Below are 16633 nucleotides of genomic sequence, written 5' to 3'. Positions count from 1 at the left end.
GGTAATTCACACAAAGATAATTAATTTTTTTATTAATACGTGGTTTTGAGACCTTGAAAATTAGAATATCTTGAATGTTATATTCCCTATATACTATGTAATGGATTTATATATAGGATAATGTAGCTATGGACGATTGTGGATATAATAAATGAAATAAGACGATTTGTGAGGTAATTCCCCCTTCTATTAATTAATAATGCGAGGAATAACGATTTTATTAATAAAATATTTTATTATCTATTGTTTATTTAATAAATATAGCTATATTTGTGCCGTGATATTATTAATAAAACTCTATATCCTTAAATGAATTTAGTATGAGAAACTATTTTTTAGGTCTGTGTTTATTATTTGCTTTGTGTTTTACGGCATGCTCTCATTCAGATGATTCTGTTGATGTGCTAATTATTGGTGGAGGCGCTAGTGGAGTGACTGCTGGTATTCAGTCTGCTCGAATGGGGGCTGCAACATTGATAGTAGAAGAAACAGAATGGCTGGGTGGAATGCTTACATCTGCAGGTGTAAGTGCTGTTGACGGAAACTATGATTTACCGGCAGGCTTGTTTGGTGAGTTTCGCGGACATTTGGCAGATTATTATGGAGGGCTTGATTCTCTAAAAACCGGTTGGGTGAGTGCAGTGTTGTTTGAACCTTCAGTCGGAAATAAAATTTTCCATGAAATGGTTGACGCGGAGAAAAATTTAAAAGTATGGCATAATGCTACTTTGGTAAAGCTGGAAAGAGAGAATGATGCTTGGATTGCTCAAATTCAGATGAAAGATAATACAATTAAAAAAATACATGCTAAAATATTGATTGATGGTACTGAATTGGGGGATATAGCAAAAATGTGCGGGGTGAAATATGATGTCGGTATGGAAAGCCGTCATGATACTAAAGAAGATATTGCTCCGGAAGAGAAAAATAATATAGTTCAGGATATTACATACGTAGCAATCTTGAAAGATTATGGTAAAGATGTGACTATTCCTTGTCCTGAAGGATATAATAAAGATGAATTTGCTTGTGCTTGTGCCAGTCATGTTTGTATCATGCCTAAAGAACCGGATCGTGTATGGTCTAAAGACATGATGATAACTTATGGAAAACTTCCTAATAATAAATACATGATTAATTGGCCGATAGAAGGCAATGATTATTATGTAAACTTGATTGAAATGACCCGTGAGGAACGTGAAGAAGCCTTGAAATATGCAAAACATTATACGATGTGTTTCGTTTATTTTCTGCAACATGAATTAGGTTTTAATACATTGGGCTTAGCTGATGATGAATATCCTACAGCCGACAAATTACCATTTATTCCTTACCATAGAGAGTCTAGGAGAATCCATGGGCTAGTACGTTTTGATTTAAATCATGCTTGTGAACCGTTCAGGCAGTCTCAACCTCTTTATCGTACTTGTATTGCCGTGGGGAATTATCCTGTGGACCATCATCATACGCGTTATCATGGATATGAAGAGTTGCCTAATCTTTATTTTCATCCGATACCGTCATACGGTTTACCTTTAGGAACTTTGATTCCGAAAGATGTTGAAGGATTGATTGTTGCTGAAAAATCAATATCTGTTTCTAATATAATTAATGGTACCACTCGTTTGCAGCCGATGGTTATGCAGATCGGGCAGGCAGCGGGAGCATTAGCAGCTCTTGCGGTGAAAGAAGGTAAAAATATAAGAGAAGTATCTGTTCGGGAAGTACAAAATGCGATTTTGGATGGAAAAGGATATTTATTGCCTTATTTAGATGTTGAGTTAGATCACCCAATGTTTAAGTCACTACAACGTATCGGCTCTACAGGTATATTAAAAGGTATAGGTAAAAGTGTTGACTGGTCAAATCAAATGTGGTTCAGAGCGGATACATTATTATTGGCAAATGAGTTGAAAGGATTGGGTGATGTTTATCCTTTTGTCAATAAGCAAGTATTCGAAGGTAATAATACCATATCAATTCAGAAAGCTACAGAGCTAGTAGGAGAGATTGCAGAAAAAGAAGGTATTGAGATGAAAGAGGGTAGGGTAGAAGAGATCTGGGATAAATTTGATTTGAAAGATTTTGATATGAATCGAAATATTTTGAGAAGTGAAATGGCAATTTTGATTGATCAGATATTAGATCCTTTCAATAATAAAAAAGTAGATATTATAGGGCAATATATTCAATAGGTAATAATAATATAAGTGTTAACTGCTGTTTTAATTAAACTAATATGAAAACATTAGATCGAAGAGGCTTTCTAAAAAAAGCCACATTGGCTGGCGCGTCAGCCTTGACTGTACCAACTTTGTTTGAATCTTGTACTTCAAAAGCTAGTGCCAGTACAGTAGTGGCAACTGATGGTTTGGAAAGTAAACTCATTGTTCCTAAAAACAATGGCTTAAAAATTACCGGAACTTTTTTGGATGAAATATCACATGATATTCCACATCAGAACTGGGGTGAGAAAGAATGGGACTTGGATTTTCAGCACATGAAAAATATAGGAATTGATACAGTAATAATGATCCGTTCTGGTTATCGTAAGTTTGTCACTTTTCCTTCTCCTTATTTATTGAAGAAAGGTTGTTATATGCCTTCCGTTGACTTGGTGGATATGTTTTTACGTTTAGCTGAAAAGTATGGAATGAAATTCTATTTTGGACTATACGATTCGGGTAAATACTGGGACACAGGGGATATGACCTGGGAAGTGGAAGATAACAAATATGTAATTGATGAAGTTTGGGAAAATTATGGTTCCAAGTATAAAAGTTTTGGAGGATGGTATATCAGTGGTGAAATAAGCCGGGCAACGAAAGGGGCGATTGGTGCTTTTCATGCATTAGGAAAACAATGTAAGGATATATCTAATGGATTGCCTACTTTTATATCTCCTTGGATTGATGGCAAAAAAGCAATCATGGGAACGACAAAAATGACGAGAGAAGATGCCGTTTCTGTACAACAACACGAAAAAGAATGGGATGAAATTTTTGATGGAATTCATGATGTGGTAGATGCATGTGCATTTCAAGATGGGCATATTGATTATGACGAATTGGATGCGTTCTTTTCTGTCAATAAAAAATTAGCAGATAAGTATGGTATGCAATGTTGGACAAATGCCGAATCTTTTGACCGTGATATGCCAATTCGTTTTCTACCCATTAAGTTTGATAAACTTCGGATGAAGTTGGAAGCAGCCAAACGTGCCGGATATGATAAGGCTATTACTTTTGAATTTTCTCATTTTATGAGTCCGCAATCAGCCTATCTGCAAGCTGGTCATTTATATGACAGATATAAAGAATATTTTGAAATAAAATAAATGTTATGAAGTCTACAATCAATTTTAGTTATCTTATATTCCTATCTGTTGTGGCAGCATTGGGAGGCTTCTTGTTCGGATATGATACTGCGGTTATATCGGGAACAATTGCCCAAGTGACTCAACTTTTTCAATTAGATGCACTACAACAGGGATGGTATGTAGGATGTGCTTTAGTAGGCTCTATCGTAGGTGTTCTTTTTGCTGGAATCTTAAGCGATAAGTTAGGAAGAAAACTTACGATGGTTATATCAGCTGTGTTGTTTTCCACATCAGCTCTAGGATGTGCTCTATCAGCCGATTTTGCCCAATTGGTAGTTTATCGGATTATAGGTGGAGTAGGAATAGGGGTTGTGTCCATTGTTTCTCCTCTTTATATATCAGAACTAGCTGTAGCGCAGTATAGAGGACGTTTGGTGTCATTGTATCAGTTGGCTGTAACAGTTGGTTTTTTGGGAGCTTATTTAGTTAACTATCAATTATTGGCATGGGCGGAGAGTGGTACGCAATTAAGTGTGGATTGGTTGAATAAAATATTTATAACTGAAGTATGGAGAGGTATGTTGGGTATGGAAACATTGCCGGCAATCTTATTCTTCATAATCATATTTTTTATTCCGGAAAGTCCCCGCTGGTTAATCGTACGTGGAAAGGAATTGAAAGCTGTAAATATATTAGAGAAAATATATAATTCAATTACAGAAGCGAAAAGTCAATTAAATGAAACGAAATCTGTGCTGACCTCTGAAACAAAATCGGAATGGTCTTTATTGATGAAGCCTGGAATTTTCAAAGCTGTTATTATCGGTGTGTGTATTGCGATTTTAGGACAGTTTATGGGTGTGAACGCAGTACTTTATTATGGCCCTTCTATCTTTGAAAACGCAGGACTTTCAGGAGGAGATTCTCTTTTTTACCAAGTTCTGGTAGGACTAGTCAATACTTTGACCACCATTCTGGCTCTTGTCATCATTGATAAGGTAGGCCGCAAGAAACTTGTTTATTACGGAGTTTCGGGAATGGTTGTTTCTCTGATTCTCATCGGCCTGTACTTCCTCTTCGGAGATTCCCTGGGAGTATCCAGCCTCTTCCTGCTCGTTTTCTTCCTGTTCTATGTATTCTGCTGTGCCGTGTCTATCTGTGCCGTGGTGTTCGTGCTCCTCTCGGAGATGTATCCCACCAAGGTTCGCGGACTGGCCATGTCGATAGCAGGATTCGCTCTGTGGATCGGAACGTACCTGATCGGACAGTTGACCCCCTGGATGCTCCAGAACCTTACCCCCGCCGGAACATTCTTCCTGTTCGCCCTCATGTGCGTGCCGTATATGCTGATTGTCTGGAAACTCGTGCCGGAGACTACTGGGAAGTCGCTGGAAGAGATTGAAAGATATTGGACCCGTTCGGAATAGTAAAACAAAAAGACCTTAATAACTTAATAATAAAAGATGTATGGATTTTAAGAAACTGGCAAATCAATACAAGGATGAACTCTTGGATAATGTTCTTCCTTTCTGGCTTGAGAACTCACAAGACCATGAGTATGGTGGCTACTTCACCTGTCTGGATCGTGAAGGAAAAGTTTTCGATACAGATAAATTTATCTGGCTGCAAGGTCGCGAGGTGTGGATGTTTTCCATGCTTTACAACAAGGTAGAAAAACGTAAGGAATGGCTTGATTGTGCCGTTCAAGGTGGTGATTTTTTAAAAAGATACGGACATGATGGAGACTATAACTGGTACTTTTCACTTGACCGTTCGGGTAGACCATTGGTAGAACCATACAATATCTTTTCGTATACATTCGCTGCCATGGCTTTCGGGCAATTAAGCCTTGCAACCGGTAATCAGGAATATGCTGACATAGCCAAGAAAACCTTCGACATTATCCTTTCCAAAGTAGATAATCCGAAAGGTAAATGGAATAAACTTCATCCGGGCACTCGTAATCTAAAAAATTTTGCCCTGCCGATGATACTATGCAATCTTGCTATGGAAATTGAGCATATTTTAGGCAAGGACTATTTGGAACAAGCGATGGATACTTGTATTCATGAAGTTATGTCTGTCTTCTATCGTCCCGAACTTGGTGGTATCATTGTTGAGAATGTAGATGTGAATGGTAATCTGATAGATTGCTTTGAAGGACGGCAGATTACCCCTGGCCATGCGATTGAAGCCATGTGGTTTATAATGGATTTAGGGAAACGCCTAAACCGTCCGGAATTAATCGAAAAGGCTAAGAATATCACTCTTACAATGCTTGAATATGGTTGGGATAAAGAATATGGAGGTATCTACTATTTTATGGATCGTAACGGTTGTCCTCCCCAACAACTGGAATGGGACCAGAAACTCTGGTGGGTGCATATTGAAACACTCATATCTCTTCTGAAGAGTTATCAATTGACCGGAGATAACCAATGTCTGGAATGGTTTGAAAAAGTACACGATTATACATGGACCCATTTTAAAGATAAAGAGCATCCCGAATGGTATGGATACTTAAATCGGAGAGGTGAAGTGCTACTACCACTCAAAGGAGGAAAATGGAAAGGATGTTTCCATGTACCAAGAGGGTTATACCAATGCTGGAAAGTATTGGAACAGCTATAAACAATAATGGATATGTTAACCAATCTATATTAATAATCTAAAAATTAATTCTATGACAGAGTTTAACTCAAAAATCAAGAAGAACTCTCGTATATTGAAAATATTTATGTTTTCAATCTGCGCGCTATTTGCATGTGCTATCAGTAGTCATGCACAGAGTTTAGTGAAAGGAACTGTTACTGATGGTATAGGAGAACCGCTACCAGGAGTAAGTGTTGTCGTAAAAGGAACTACTAATGGCACTATTACAGATGTAAATGGAAAATATAGCATTCAGGCCACCGCAAAAGACATTTTATCATTCTCATATGTTGGAATGTCAGATCAGGAAATAAAGGTAGCAGGTCAGACGACCATTAATGTGGTTATGAAAGATGATGTGGCAGCTTTGGATGAAGTGATTGTGGTAGGATATGGTACTGCCAAGAAGCAATCTTTAACCGGAGCCGTATCTGCGGTGAAAGGCGACGAACTGCTGAAAGCACCGGCAACCAATGTGTCGAGTCTTTTAGGTGGACGTTTGCCAGGTATTTCATCTGTTCAAGTATCTGGTGAACCCGGAGACGATCAGGCTACATTACGAGTTCGTGGCTCTATTTATAATGTTACTTATATAGTAGACGGAATGCCTCGTTCTATTAATGATATTGACCCTAATGATATCGAAAGTGTATCTGTTTTGAAAGATGGAGCTTCTGCAGCTGTTTATGGATTAAAAGGAGCCGGTGGTGTTATTATTATAACTACAAAAAAAGGTCAGGAAGGAAAATCCAAAATCACTTATAATGGTTCAATAGGAGCATCTATGAATGCAAACTTTCCGCAGTTTATGAATGGACCTCAATTTGCATATTATTATAATATGGCTGACATGATGGATAAAATGGCTAATGGAAGCATTTCAAACATTAGTCAATATAATCCCGTTTTTACAAAGGCGAATGTGGAAGCTATGTTGAATGGTGATCCTACTGACGGATGGGATAATGTTAACTATATTGATAAAGTATTCGGAACCGGTATTAATCAGAAACACAATGTAACAATACAGGGAGGTAGTGATAAGATGCGTTACTTTGCTTCTGTGGGTTATTTAGGTCAAAAAGGTAACATTGACAATTTCTCTTACAAGAGATACAATTTAAGAACTAATCTTGAGACTCAACTGGCTAAGAACTTCCAGTTAAGTTTAGGTATTGCAGGAAATGTCGGTAAACGTGAAACTCCGGGATATGCTTCAGGCGGTACGGATTCTAATTCCGAATTGGGTGAACAAGGTTGGTTGTCAGTAGCTCATCAGACTATAATGATGCATCCATATTTGCCGGAAACATATGACGGACTTTATTCTGCTACCACACAGAATAACACAAGTCTGCCCAACAGTCCATTGGCTGCCATTTATGAATCAGGATACAAACATACCAATAGCTTTGATTTACAAACTAACATCTCTTTACAATATAATGTACCTTGGGTTAAAGGCTTGAGCGTGAAAGTAACCGGAGCTTATGACTATACAACTTCTCATAATAAGAATTTGAATACACCTTACTCCACATATATACATAAAATGCCGACTTCGACAGCAGATTGGACTTGGTCTAAAGCAGACGATCCTCGCGGCACAGCAAATGGAATAAATTTAGGTGAAGGACAGTATAGTTCTCATCAAATGGTAGGCCAAGGAAGCATAAACTATGCAAGCTCCTTCGGAAAACATAATGTAGAAGGAATGGTATTAGCAGAAATCCGGGATTATAAAGAAAACAGTTTCTCCGGCTATAATAAGAACATGAGTTTCTCTGAACTACCAGAATTGAGCTTTGGACAACCGGCAGACTCTCCAATCTCGGGATACAGTGATGCAAACCGTAGTATTGGTTATGTTTTTCGTTTGAAATATGACTATGACAATAAGTATTTGGCAGAGTTTACAGGTCGATATGATGGTTCTTACAAATTTGCCGGCAATGTTAGTGGGAAACGTTGGGCATTCTTCCCGTCAGCGTCAGTAGCGTGGAGAATATCTAAAGAAGATTTTATGTCTAGTCTGACATTTCTGGATGATATGAAGATACGTGCATCTGTCGGTTTATTAGGAAACGATGCAGTGAGTCCGTATGCTTTCCTTAGTACTTACAATTTGATGGATGGTAACAAAAATGCATACCAAACAATTCTGAATGGAAAAGTAATGCAAGCATTACGCGCCTCTGTAATTGCCAATCCTACTCTAACTTGGGAGAACACCTTAACCTACAATGCAGGATTTGACTTTACGATGTGGAATGGTCTGTTGGGAATGGAGTTTGACGCATTCTATAATTATACCTATGATATTTTGACAGCAATGGGAGGCGATTACCCCCCATCTATGGGAGGATATTATTATACTTATGCCAACTATAATAAGGTCGATAGCAAAGGCGTTGAAGTAACGGTGAGCCATCGTAATAAATTAAACTTGGCAGGTAAGCCATTCTCCTATGGCGCAAGCTTCAATCTGACATTTGCAAGAAACCGTTATCTCCGTTATCCAGATAGTCCGAACACAGTAGAGTGGAGAAAACGCACAGGACGTAGTGTTGATGCTTCTGTTGTGTGGGTTGCAGATGGCTTATTCCGTTCGGAAGAAGAAATAGACAATTCAGCCTGGTATGGCACTCGTCCTAATGTCGGTGATATCAAATACAGAGATTTAAATGGTGATGGTAAAATAGACGAAGATGACAGAACACGTGTTGGACGTGGCAATCGTCCCGAATTAACTTACGGTTTGAACCTGAATTGTGCCTGGAATGGATTCGATTTAAGTGCACAATTTACTGGAGGTGCACTGTTCGACGTATCATTGACGGGTACTTATTATAATGGTTATGACGACAACACTGTATGGACACAGGCATTTAAAGAAGGTGCCAACTCACCATTATATTTAGTTCAGAATGCATATACAGTAGAAAATCCGAATGGAACATTCCCACGTCTTACGCTAGGTAATCAAGGACATGGAGGAGATAATGGATTAGCTTCCACTTTCTGGTTGCGTAACGGTAGATACCTTCGTCTCAAATCCGCACAATTGGGTTACACATTCCCCAAGAGATGGATGAGTCCTGTCGGCATTCAGAATCTTAGAATTTATGTAGAAGGTTCTAATTTATTTACGCTCTGCGGTCTTCCTGATGGAATCGATCCTGAATCTCCGGGAGTAAATAACGGATACTATCCTCAACAACGCACCATTATGGGCGGTATCACTTTGACTTTCTAAACCTTTAAAAGTTCTATTATGAAAACAAAAGTATTAAGTATCATATTGTTGGGAGCCTCTTTAGGGCTTGGCTCATGTAGTGATTATCTGGACATGACTCCAACAGACAGAGCATCAGATAAACTTGTATGGAGTAAACTCGATTATGCAGAACAGGCAGTCAACGATTTCTATCGCTATATAGATTATTTAGGAGTCTATCGGGACGGACAATGTTTAGCGGGAATGACAGAGGCTTTGACAGACCAGCTTAAATATGGTTCCTATAATTATATGTCCAAATGTCAGATTCCTAGTGAAATAGCTTATGGAGGTTCTGTTCTCACAGTGAATTATGTTAGTACTTACCTGGGCAACTGGACGACAATGTACGAATATGTGCGTCGTGTCAATGAAGGTATCAATAAATTAAAGAAATATGCTTCATTTGGTCAGACTGATGAAGAACGCTTGGAAGCTGAAATGCGTTTCTTCAGAGGGTATCTCTATACTGATTTATTGAAACGTTATAAAGAAGTGATTATATACGATGAAGATTTGGATAATATAAAAAAGGATATGCCGGTTAGTTCGGAAGCCGACGGATGGAACTTTGTATATAACGACTTAAAATATGCCGGTGAACATTTGCCTGTTGATAAAACTCCTAACGGACGTCTTACTAGCGGAGCAGCTTATGCAATGTTATCAAGAGCCATGTTGTATGCAGAAAGATGGGATGACGCTCGCATCGCAGCTGAAAAGGTGATGGGAATGGGTTATGAGCTAGAAGCAAAAGAAGACTATTCAAATGCTTTTAAAGCAGGAAGCAAAGAAGCCATTTTACAATATTGTTATGATAAGAGTTCCACTGTGACTCATGACTTTGATGGATATATGGTTCCTGGAGGTGATAAAGCACTGGATGGCAATTCCATGACTGGTGGATTCGGTACTCCGACACAAGAGATGGTTGAATCGTATGAATATGCAGATGGTAGTGGCTTCCCCGATTGGAGTGCATGGCATACTGCTGAAGGTACTACAACGACTCCTCCTTATGATAAACTAGAACCACGCTTTAAAGCTACCATTCTTTATAATGGAGCAACATGGAAAGGCAGACCGATAGAATCTTTCGTAAACGGTACTGATGGTTGGGCTGCATGGAAAACAGATGCCAAACCGGAAGGACGTTCTACTACCGGGTATTATTTACGTAAACTGGTAGATGAAGCTCATAATTTTACTTCCATACAAGCCAGTACACAGCCATGGACAGAAATTCGTTACGCAGAGGTATTACTGAATCATGCAGAAGCATGTTATCATCTGAATGGCTATACGGATAAGGCAAATAAAGACATAAAAGATATTCGTAACAGAGTGGGATTGTCTTACACAGACAAAAGTGGGGATGATTTAATGAAAGCCATCCGTCAGGAACGCAAAGTAGAACTTGCTTATGAAGGACATTATTATTGGGACATGCGTCGTTGGAAATTATCTGCGACAGCATTTACCGGTATTCGTCTTCATGGAATGAAAATAGAGAAAAATGCAAATGGGTCTTTCACTTACATTTATACAGAATGTGATGATAAAGATCGTAATTTCCCGACTAAGATGTATCGTTTCCCAATGCCACAGGCAGAGTTGGACAATAACGGTGCGGTAACTCAATATGCAGAATGGCAATAAATCTAAAATGAAAACATTATGAAAAAGAATATATTATATCTATTATTAGGGATTTTGGCTCTCACGAGTTCTTGCCAGGATCCGGAATATGTGCTTCCTACTGCGGACAGACAGGGAATCACGAGCTTGACTGCACTCTTTACTTCTGGGCCATACGTGGATAAAGAGGCTGTGGTATATACTATTGCAGATGCTTCTGTAGATAAGTATGTAATTCCTATGCCATGGTATTATCCGGAAAATAGTGATAATGAAACTTCAGAATATATGAAAGCGATGAGGATTCAGGCAAAGTTGGCACCAAACTGTACTATTGAACCGGTTCTTTCAATTCTCGATCTGACTAAAGAGAATTATTTCACTTATACAGACGCTCAAGGATATAAGAAACAAATCTGCATCACAGGCGAAAGAGTTAAGTCTACTAAGTGTCAGTTATTAAGTTTCTCAATACCGTCTGAAGACATTACAGGTATTATTGATGAAGACCACAAAACTGTATCTTTAATCTCTGCGGAAGATTTATCTTCTTGCTTGGCAGATTATTCACTGTCGGCTCATGCGACCATGTCACCGGATCCTAAAACAGAGCCTCTTAATTTTAATTCACCTGTTGAGCTTACAGTGATTGCTCACGATGGAGTGACAAAGCAAACTTATACTATTCAAAAAGCAGTACCGGATAAGATTCCTTACGGATATAGAAAAGGTAGTGAGACAGAATTATTTAAATTGGATATGGGAGTTATCGGCTTACCTTGGACTGGAGCAAATGCACCTTCTTTAGCTGTTTCCGGAAATAATCTGGTAGTTTGCTTGGGTGATGGTACCACAACTCCTGCATATTACAATGCATCTACGGGAAATAAGATTGGTAATGTAACTTTGGGTAGTGTGAGTGTTGCATCTTTAGGATGTATGACAAGTGATAGTAGGGGAAATATATTATTAGCAACGAAGGCTACTAATGGCAAGTCTTTCTCAATCTATAAGACTTCTTCTGTTACGACTGCTCCAACTTTATTGACTACTTATACTAATAATACAGGGTTAGATATGGGTACGAAAGTGTCTGTTCAAGGAGATATTAATACTAATGCCTCTATTATTGCTACTTGTGACGGAACAGCCAGTTCAGGTTCCAATAAGTTTGTTCGTTGGATTATAACAGACGGTGTATTGGGAAGTCCTCAAGTAGTAACAGTGAATGGTGTAGGTAATTGGGGAGCTCCCGCATCAAACACTAAAGTTGTGACTAAAGGAACTACTGCTCAAAGTGATTATTTTTTGTCATACTATGATTCTAACATTCTTTATTGGGTGAATGGAACAAATAATAATGCAAGTAAATCTCTGGAAGACTCCGACAATGGTAATTCTTGGGCAATGAATAACAACTGTCTGGATACAAGAAGCTTTAATAATGCACAATATCTTGTATTGGTATGTACAGCTCATTTCCCGCAATGGGGTGGAACTCCATGCTTATATATGTATGATGTAACGTCAGACGGATCATTCACTGGTACAATATCTACTTCAGATGCTCTGTCATTCAATCCTTCACTTTCCTCATACAATTCATCCGATGGTGTAGCTGCAACAGGTGATGTATTGCTTGCTCCGACAACAGATGGATATAAGCTCCGTGCTTACTACGTGGATAACAACTGTAAGGTTATCGGAGGATATGAGTTTGATTGTATCGACAAATAATTAATTGATCTCTTTATCTCATATATGATGAGAAAATACCCATTCATCATATATGGGATAAAGAAATCTGTAAATCATTTAAAGGAGTAGCTATATGTCAACAAAGAAAAAAATGTTATGGTTATTATCATTACTGCCTTTTTTCATAGCATGTGGTGATGATAACACTGATATCCCGGATTGGCCATGGGCGGAGCCGGAGACTCCAACTGAACCTGTTGAAGCCAATCCTGATATTGTAAATTTAGGCTGGGCCAATGTGAAAAGCACTTATGGAACCTTGCCTGAACATATCAACGTATATAAATCACCAGAAACACTGGAAGGCAAAAAAGCGATAGCTTATATTGCGGTAGGTGATATGAGTAAGGCAGCATTTGGTGTATTAGGAGAAAAGACTGGATTGAAAAAGCCAAAAGAATTTTATGAAGAGAACAACTCCACAATTGTAATCAATGGAGGTTTCTTCTATGAGGGGTCATTAAGCCTAATATGGCGTAACGGTGAAATGGTGTGTAAGAACAATGATGTAACAGCAGAAGATTGGACTAACGGTCCATTCTGGTATCCTGTATTAGCTGCATTCTGTGAAATGAACGATGGCTCATTCAAATCAATGTGGACTTACACAACACTATCCAATGTTACTTATTGGTATTCGGAGCCCTCACCGGTAAAATCAGAAACAACTCCTAATGAAAATTTTCCGTCTACAGGAACTGTCTTAAATGCTAAAACAGGAATAGGCGGTGGCCCCGTACTTCTGTTGGATGGAAACATAAAGAATACATACGAAGAAGAAATTTTATCAGATATTGGCGCCACGGTGAACAGACCTCGTTCGGCTATTGGTATCACCAATGATAAGAAAATGATTCTTTTTGTGTGTGAAGGAGATGGAATGACAACGGGAGTTGCCGGTATGACCACCGAAAATGTAGCTAATATCATGAAAACACTGGGATGTACGGATGCTATCAATTTGGATGGCGGTGGTTCCAGTTGCATGTTAGTCAATGGGCAAGAGACTATCAAGACAAGTGACTCCAGCGGAGACGAAAGATCCGTAGCATCAGTAGTCACTCTTAAATAAAAAATGTACTGCGGATATATCAGGCAGTATATACCTAATAAAACAAGTATGATATGAGAAAATTTCTAAAAATACTAATACTGACTTTCTTGGGAGCAGTTACAATAACCTCCTGTAGTGATGATTCTGATGGAATTCCCGGATGGCCGTGGAACGATAATTCGACAGAAAAGCCGGACGAGCCGGATGTTGCAGAAGCTAAGCCACGATATATTTGGATTGATGCGGCTGCTAATTTTCCTGACTATGCCAATAGTAAGGAAAACATAGCCAAAGATATGGAAAAGATAAAAGCGGCAGGATTCACTGATATTATTGTCGATGTACGTCCCACTACAGGAGATGTATTATTCAATACTAATGTTGTAGATCAGGTGAAACGTATGGATGTATGGGGTAATTCCGGATATAGTTATTATGAAAGGACGGAAACTTGGGATTATTTACAGGCATTTATTGAGGAGGCTCGTATACAAGGATTAAAAGTGAATGCTTCTATCAATACATTTGTAGGAGGCTATTTATGTCCGTATAATTTAGGACATGATGGAGTCTTGTTCCGTGATGAATCAAAAAAAGGATGGGCTAGTGTAGCTAATCTAGCTGACGGGCTAACCAATACGATGGATTTGTTGGACGATGAAACCGATTATGGAGCGAAATTTTTCAATCCCGCTAATGATGATGTACAAAACTTTGTTTTACAGTTGTTGGCCGACTTGGCTAAATATGATTTGGATGGCATCATATTGGATCGTTGTCGTTATGATGACTATGGCTTAGAAAGCGATTTTTCAGATATTTCCAAACAGAAGTTCGAAGAATACATCGGTGAAACTGTAGCAAACTTCCCGGCAGATATTATGGCACCCGGTACGGATGAAATACCTTCTGACCAGCCTGTTTATTTTAAGAAGTGGTTGGAATTCAGAGCGAAAGTTATTCATGATTTCATAGTAAAGGCACGCGAGAAAGTTAAATCTGTCAATAACAATATCAAGTTTGGAGTTTATGTTGGTGCCTGGTATTCAACATACTATACATCAGGCGTGAACTGGGCCAGCCCTAAATACAACACCTCCGCTTATTATCCGAAATGGGCTACTTCCGATTATAAGAATTATGGATATGCGGACCATTTGGACTATATCTTTTTGGGTGCTTATGCTTCCGTGAACAATATATATGGAAGTGGCGAATGGACCATGGAAGGTTTTTGTAAGAATGGACGTGAACTGTTACAAGGAGATGTACCTTTTGCAGGCGGACCAGATATCGGTAACAGTACCGGATGGACTGACGGAGGACAATCTGCAAAAATTCCGGATGCTATTGATGCTTGTATCAGTAATAGTGACGGCTTCTTTGCCTTCGACCTTTGCCACGTTAAGAAATACGACTATTGGAACGCTTTTAAAACAGGCTTTGATAAATATCTGGAATCTATCGAAGAATGAGGTTTGAACTAACCAACTAATTATGAAAATATATTTATTACAATTCTTTTTATTAATAGGTCTGGGCTTGAATTTACAAGCCCAGATTCCTTCTAACCCTATTCGCGGGAAAGTAACCTGTAATGGGACAGGAGTCCCGGGGGTAGTAGTGACCGACGGAATAGACTGTGTGTTGACTGACCAACAAGGCCAATATACTCTCCCCCCTAATAGGAATGTGCGTTTCATTTATTTATCCACTCCTTCCGGATATTTACCGAAAACAGAACAAACAATACCTTTATTCTATCAGAAGCTGAATCCGGCCAAGCAAGATATTTACGACTTCGAATTGGTAAGAAATCCGCAAAATGAGATCAATCATTTGTTTTTGGTGCAGGCAGATGCGCAGGTTACTTCCGAAGATGACGTAAAGGCTTATGCTAAATATCTGCAAGATATGAAAGAATATATTCGTCCGTATATGGGCAAAAAAGAAGTATTCGGCATAGATTGTGGGGATATCGTAGGAGATACTCCTTCTTTATATCCTTCCTATATAGATACGGTATCATCATTAGAGATTCCCATCTATCGGGCAATTGGTAATCACGACATGACGTATGGAGGGCGTACTTTTGAATATTCTTATCGCACTTTCGAAAGTTATTTCGGTCCTATCTACTATTCATTAAATAAAGGTAATGCTCATTATATCGTGCTTGACAATTGCTTTTATGTCAACCGTGATTATCAATATATAGGTTACATTGATGAACGTACTTTCCAATGGCTGGAGAAAGACCTCTCTTATGTGCCCAAAGACAAACTTGTCTTTGTAGTGATGCATATTCCTTCCAGTCTTCAGAAGAAGCTAAGATATAACACGCTAGATCAAGATGAAACGGTCAATACAGCTGCACTATATAAATTATTGGAAGGTTATAATGCCCACATCATTTCCGGACATACACATTTTAATGTAAACGTATGTTTTAATGACTCATTAATGGAACATAACACAGCTGCCGTATGCGGTACTTGGTGGCGTGCAGATATTAATGTGGATGGTACTCCGAGGGGATATGGGGTATATGAAGTAGACGGGAACCAAGTGAAATGGCTATATAAAAGTGCAGGCTACCCGAAAGAGCATCAATTACATGTATATCAGGCCGGATCATCTGACGAGTACCCTTCCGATATTATTGCTAACGTATGGAACTGGGATGAACAGTGGAAAGTGGAATGGTATGAAAACGGAAAGCGAATGGGAGAAATGCAACGCTACAAAGGATATGATCCTGCAGCCAAAGCAATCTGTTCTGACAAAGAAAAGGTGAAATATGAATGGATTTCCCCAGTTCTTACCGAACATCTATTTCATGCTACTCCCCGTAATAAAAATGCTAAAATAGAAGTGAAAGTAACAGATCGCTTCGGCAATGTGTATACTGAAGCTGTCGAAAACAAATAAGAAT

Annotated in this window: 10 protein-coding genes; all 10 read left to right on the top strand. The window is 38.7% G+C overall.

The annotated features are described in order from the left end of the window. Nucleotides 1-320 precede the first annotated feature (320 nt). The 10 genes from N5O98_RS07130 to N5O98_RS07085 all read left to right on the top strand — a co-directional run bounded on the left by N5O98_RS07130 (nucleotide 321) and on the right by N5O98_RS07085 (nucleotide 16629). Nucleotides 321-2195 carry an FAD-dependent oxidoreductase gene (locus N5O98_RS07130; RefSeq protein WP_004307233.1) on the top strand — a complete coding sequence of 625 codons (1875 nt, stop codon included), beginning with the start codon at nucleotides 321-323 and terminating at the stop codon, nucleotides 2193-2195. Between the two features lie 44 nt (nucleotides 2196-2239). Further along, complete coding sequence (locus tag N5O98_RS07125; protein WP_004311470.1) at nucleotides 2240-3337, top strand: DUF4434 domain-containing protein; 1098 nt, start codon at nucleotides 2240-2242, stop codon at nucleotides 3335-3337. Between the two features lie 5 nt (nucleotides 3338-3342). Next, on the top strand, nucleotides 3343-4746 hold the full coding sequence (locus tag N5O98_RS07120) for a sugar porter family MFS transporter (RefSeq protein WP_004319085.1): 1404 nt from the start codon (nucleotides 3343-3345) through the stop codon (nucleotides 4744-4746). A gap of 40 nt (nucleotides 4747-4786) precedes the next feature. Continuing rightward, nucleotides 4787-5950, top strand: coding sequence for an AGE family epimerase/isomerase (locus N5O98_RS07115; protein ID WP_004307229.1), 1164 nt, complete (start codon nucleotides 4787-4789; stop codon nucleotides 5948-5950). Nucleotides 5951-6002: 52 nt separating this feature from the next. Continuing rightward, a complete protein-coding gene (locus N5O98_RS07110) occupies nucleotides 6003-9227 on the top strand; it encodes a SusC/RagA family TonB-linked outer membrane protein (RefSeq protein ID WP_004308392.1) in 3225 nt (1074 codons plus the stop codon). 18 nt (nucleotides 9228-9245) lie between these two features. Continuing rightward, the gene (locus N5O98_RS07105) at nucleotides 9246-10907 is read left to right on the top strand and encodes a RagB/SusD family nutrient uptake outer membrane protein (RefSeq protein WP_004308393.1); all 1662 of its coding nucleotides are present in this window, start codon (nucleotides 9246-9248) and stop codon (nucleotides 10905-10907) included. Nucleotides 10908-10925: 18 nt separating this feature from the next. Further along, entirely contained in the window at nucleotides 10926-12623 is a 1698-nt protein-coding gene (locus tag N5O98_RS07100; protein ID WP_004308394.1) for a DUF5018 domain-containing protein, read from the top strand. Nucleotides 12624-12717: 94 nt separating this feature from the next. Then, nucleotides 12718-13716, top strand: coding sequence for a phosphodiester glycosidase family protein (locus N5O98_RS07095; protein WP_004307225.1), 999 nt, complete (start codon nucleotides 12718-12720; stop codon nucleotides 13714-13716). A 53-nt stretch (nucleotides 13717-13769) separates the two neighbouring features. Further along, nucleotides 13770-15173 (top strand): alpha amylase family protein, encoded by a 1404-nt coding sequence (locus N5O98_RS07090; protein WP_004297568.1) that lies wholly within the window; start codon nucleotides 13770-13772, stop codon nucleotides 15171-15173. Nucleotides 15174-15195: 22 nt separating this feature from the next. Next, a complete protein-coding gene (locus N5O98_RS07085) occupies nucleotides 15196-16629 on the top strand; it encodes a calcineurin-like phosphoesterase C-terminal domain-containing protein (protein ID WP_004308395.1) in 1434 nt (477 codons plus the stop codon). Nucleotides 16630-16633: the final 4 nt, after the last annotated feature.

Source organism: Bacteroides sp. LFL-34, from assembly GCF_027257075.1.
GTDB lineage: Bacteria > Bacteroidota > Bacteroidia > Bacteroidales > Bacteroidaceae > Bacteroides > Bacteroides ovatus.
The sequence above is the reverse complement of the archived record's forward strand: the minus strand, read 5'-3'. Positions and strand labels throughout refer to the sequence as shown.

What these genes read in the sequence shown, in the direction of transcription:
- N5O98_RS07120 (WP_004319085.1), top strand. Translation starts at nt 3,343, where the DNA reads ATGAAGTCTACAATCAATTTTAGTTATCTTATATTCCTATCTGTTGTG.
- N5O98_RS07110 (WP_004308392.1), top strand. Translation starts at nt 6,003, where the DNA reads ATGACAGAGTTTAACTCAAAAATCAAGAAGAACTCTCGTATATTGAAA.
- N5O98_RS07085 (WP_004308395.1), top strand. Translation starts at nt 15,196, where the DNA reads ATGAAAATATATTTATTACAATTCTTTTTATTAATAGGTCTGGGCTTG.
- N5O98_RS07095 (WP_004307225.1), top strand. Translation starts at nt 12,718, where the DNA reads ATGTCAACAAAGAAAAAAATGTTATGGTTATTATCATTACTGCCTTTT.
- N5O98_RS07090 (WP_004297568.1), top strand. Translation starts at nt 13,770, where the DNA reads ATGAGAAAATTTCTAAAAATACTAATACTGACTTTCTTGGGAGCAGTT.
- N5O98_RS07115 (WP_004307229.1), top strand. Translation starts at nt 4,787, where the DNA reads ATGGATTTTAAGAAACTGGCAAATCAATACAAGGATGAACTCTTGGAT.
- N5O98_RS07105 (WP_004308393.1), top strand. Translation starts at nt 9,246, where the DNA reads ATGAAAACAAAAGTATTAAGTATCATATTGTTGGGAGCCTCTTTAGGG.
- N5O98_RS07125 (WP_004311470.1), top strand. Translation starts at nt 2,240, where the DNA reads ATGAAAACATTAGATCGAAGAGGCTTTCTAAAAAAAGCCACATTGGCT.
- N5O98_RS07100 (WP_004308394.1), top strand. Translation starts at nt 10,926, where the DNA reads ATGAAAAAGAATATATTATATCTATTATTAGGGATTTTGGCTCTCACG.
- N5O98_RS07130 (WP_004307233.1), top strand. Translation starts at nt 321, where the DNA reads ATGAGAAACTATTTTTTAGGTCTGTGTTTATTATTTGCTTTGTGTTTT.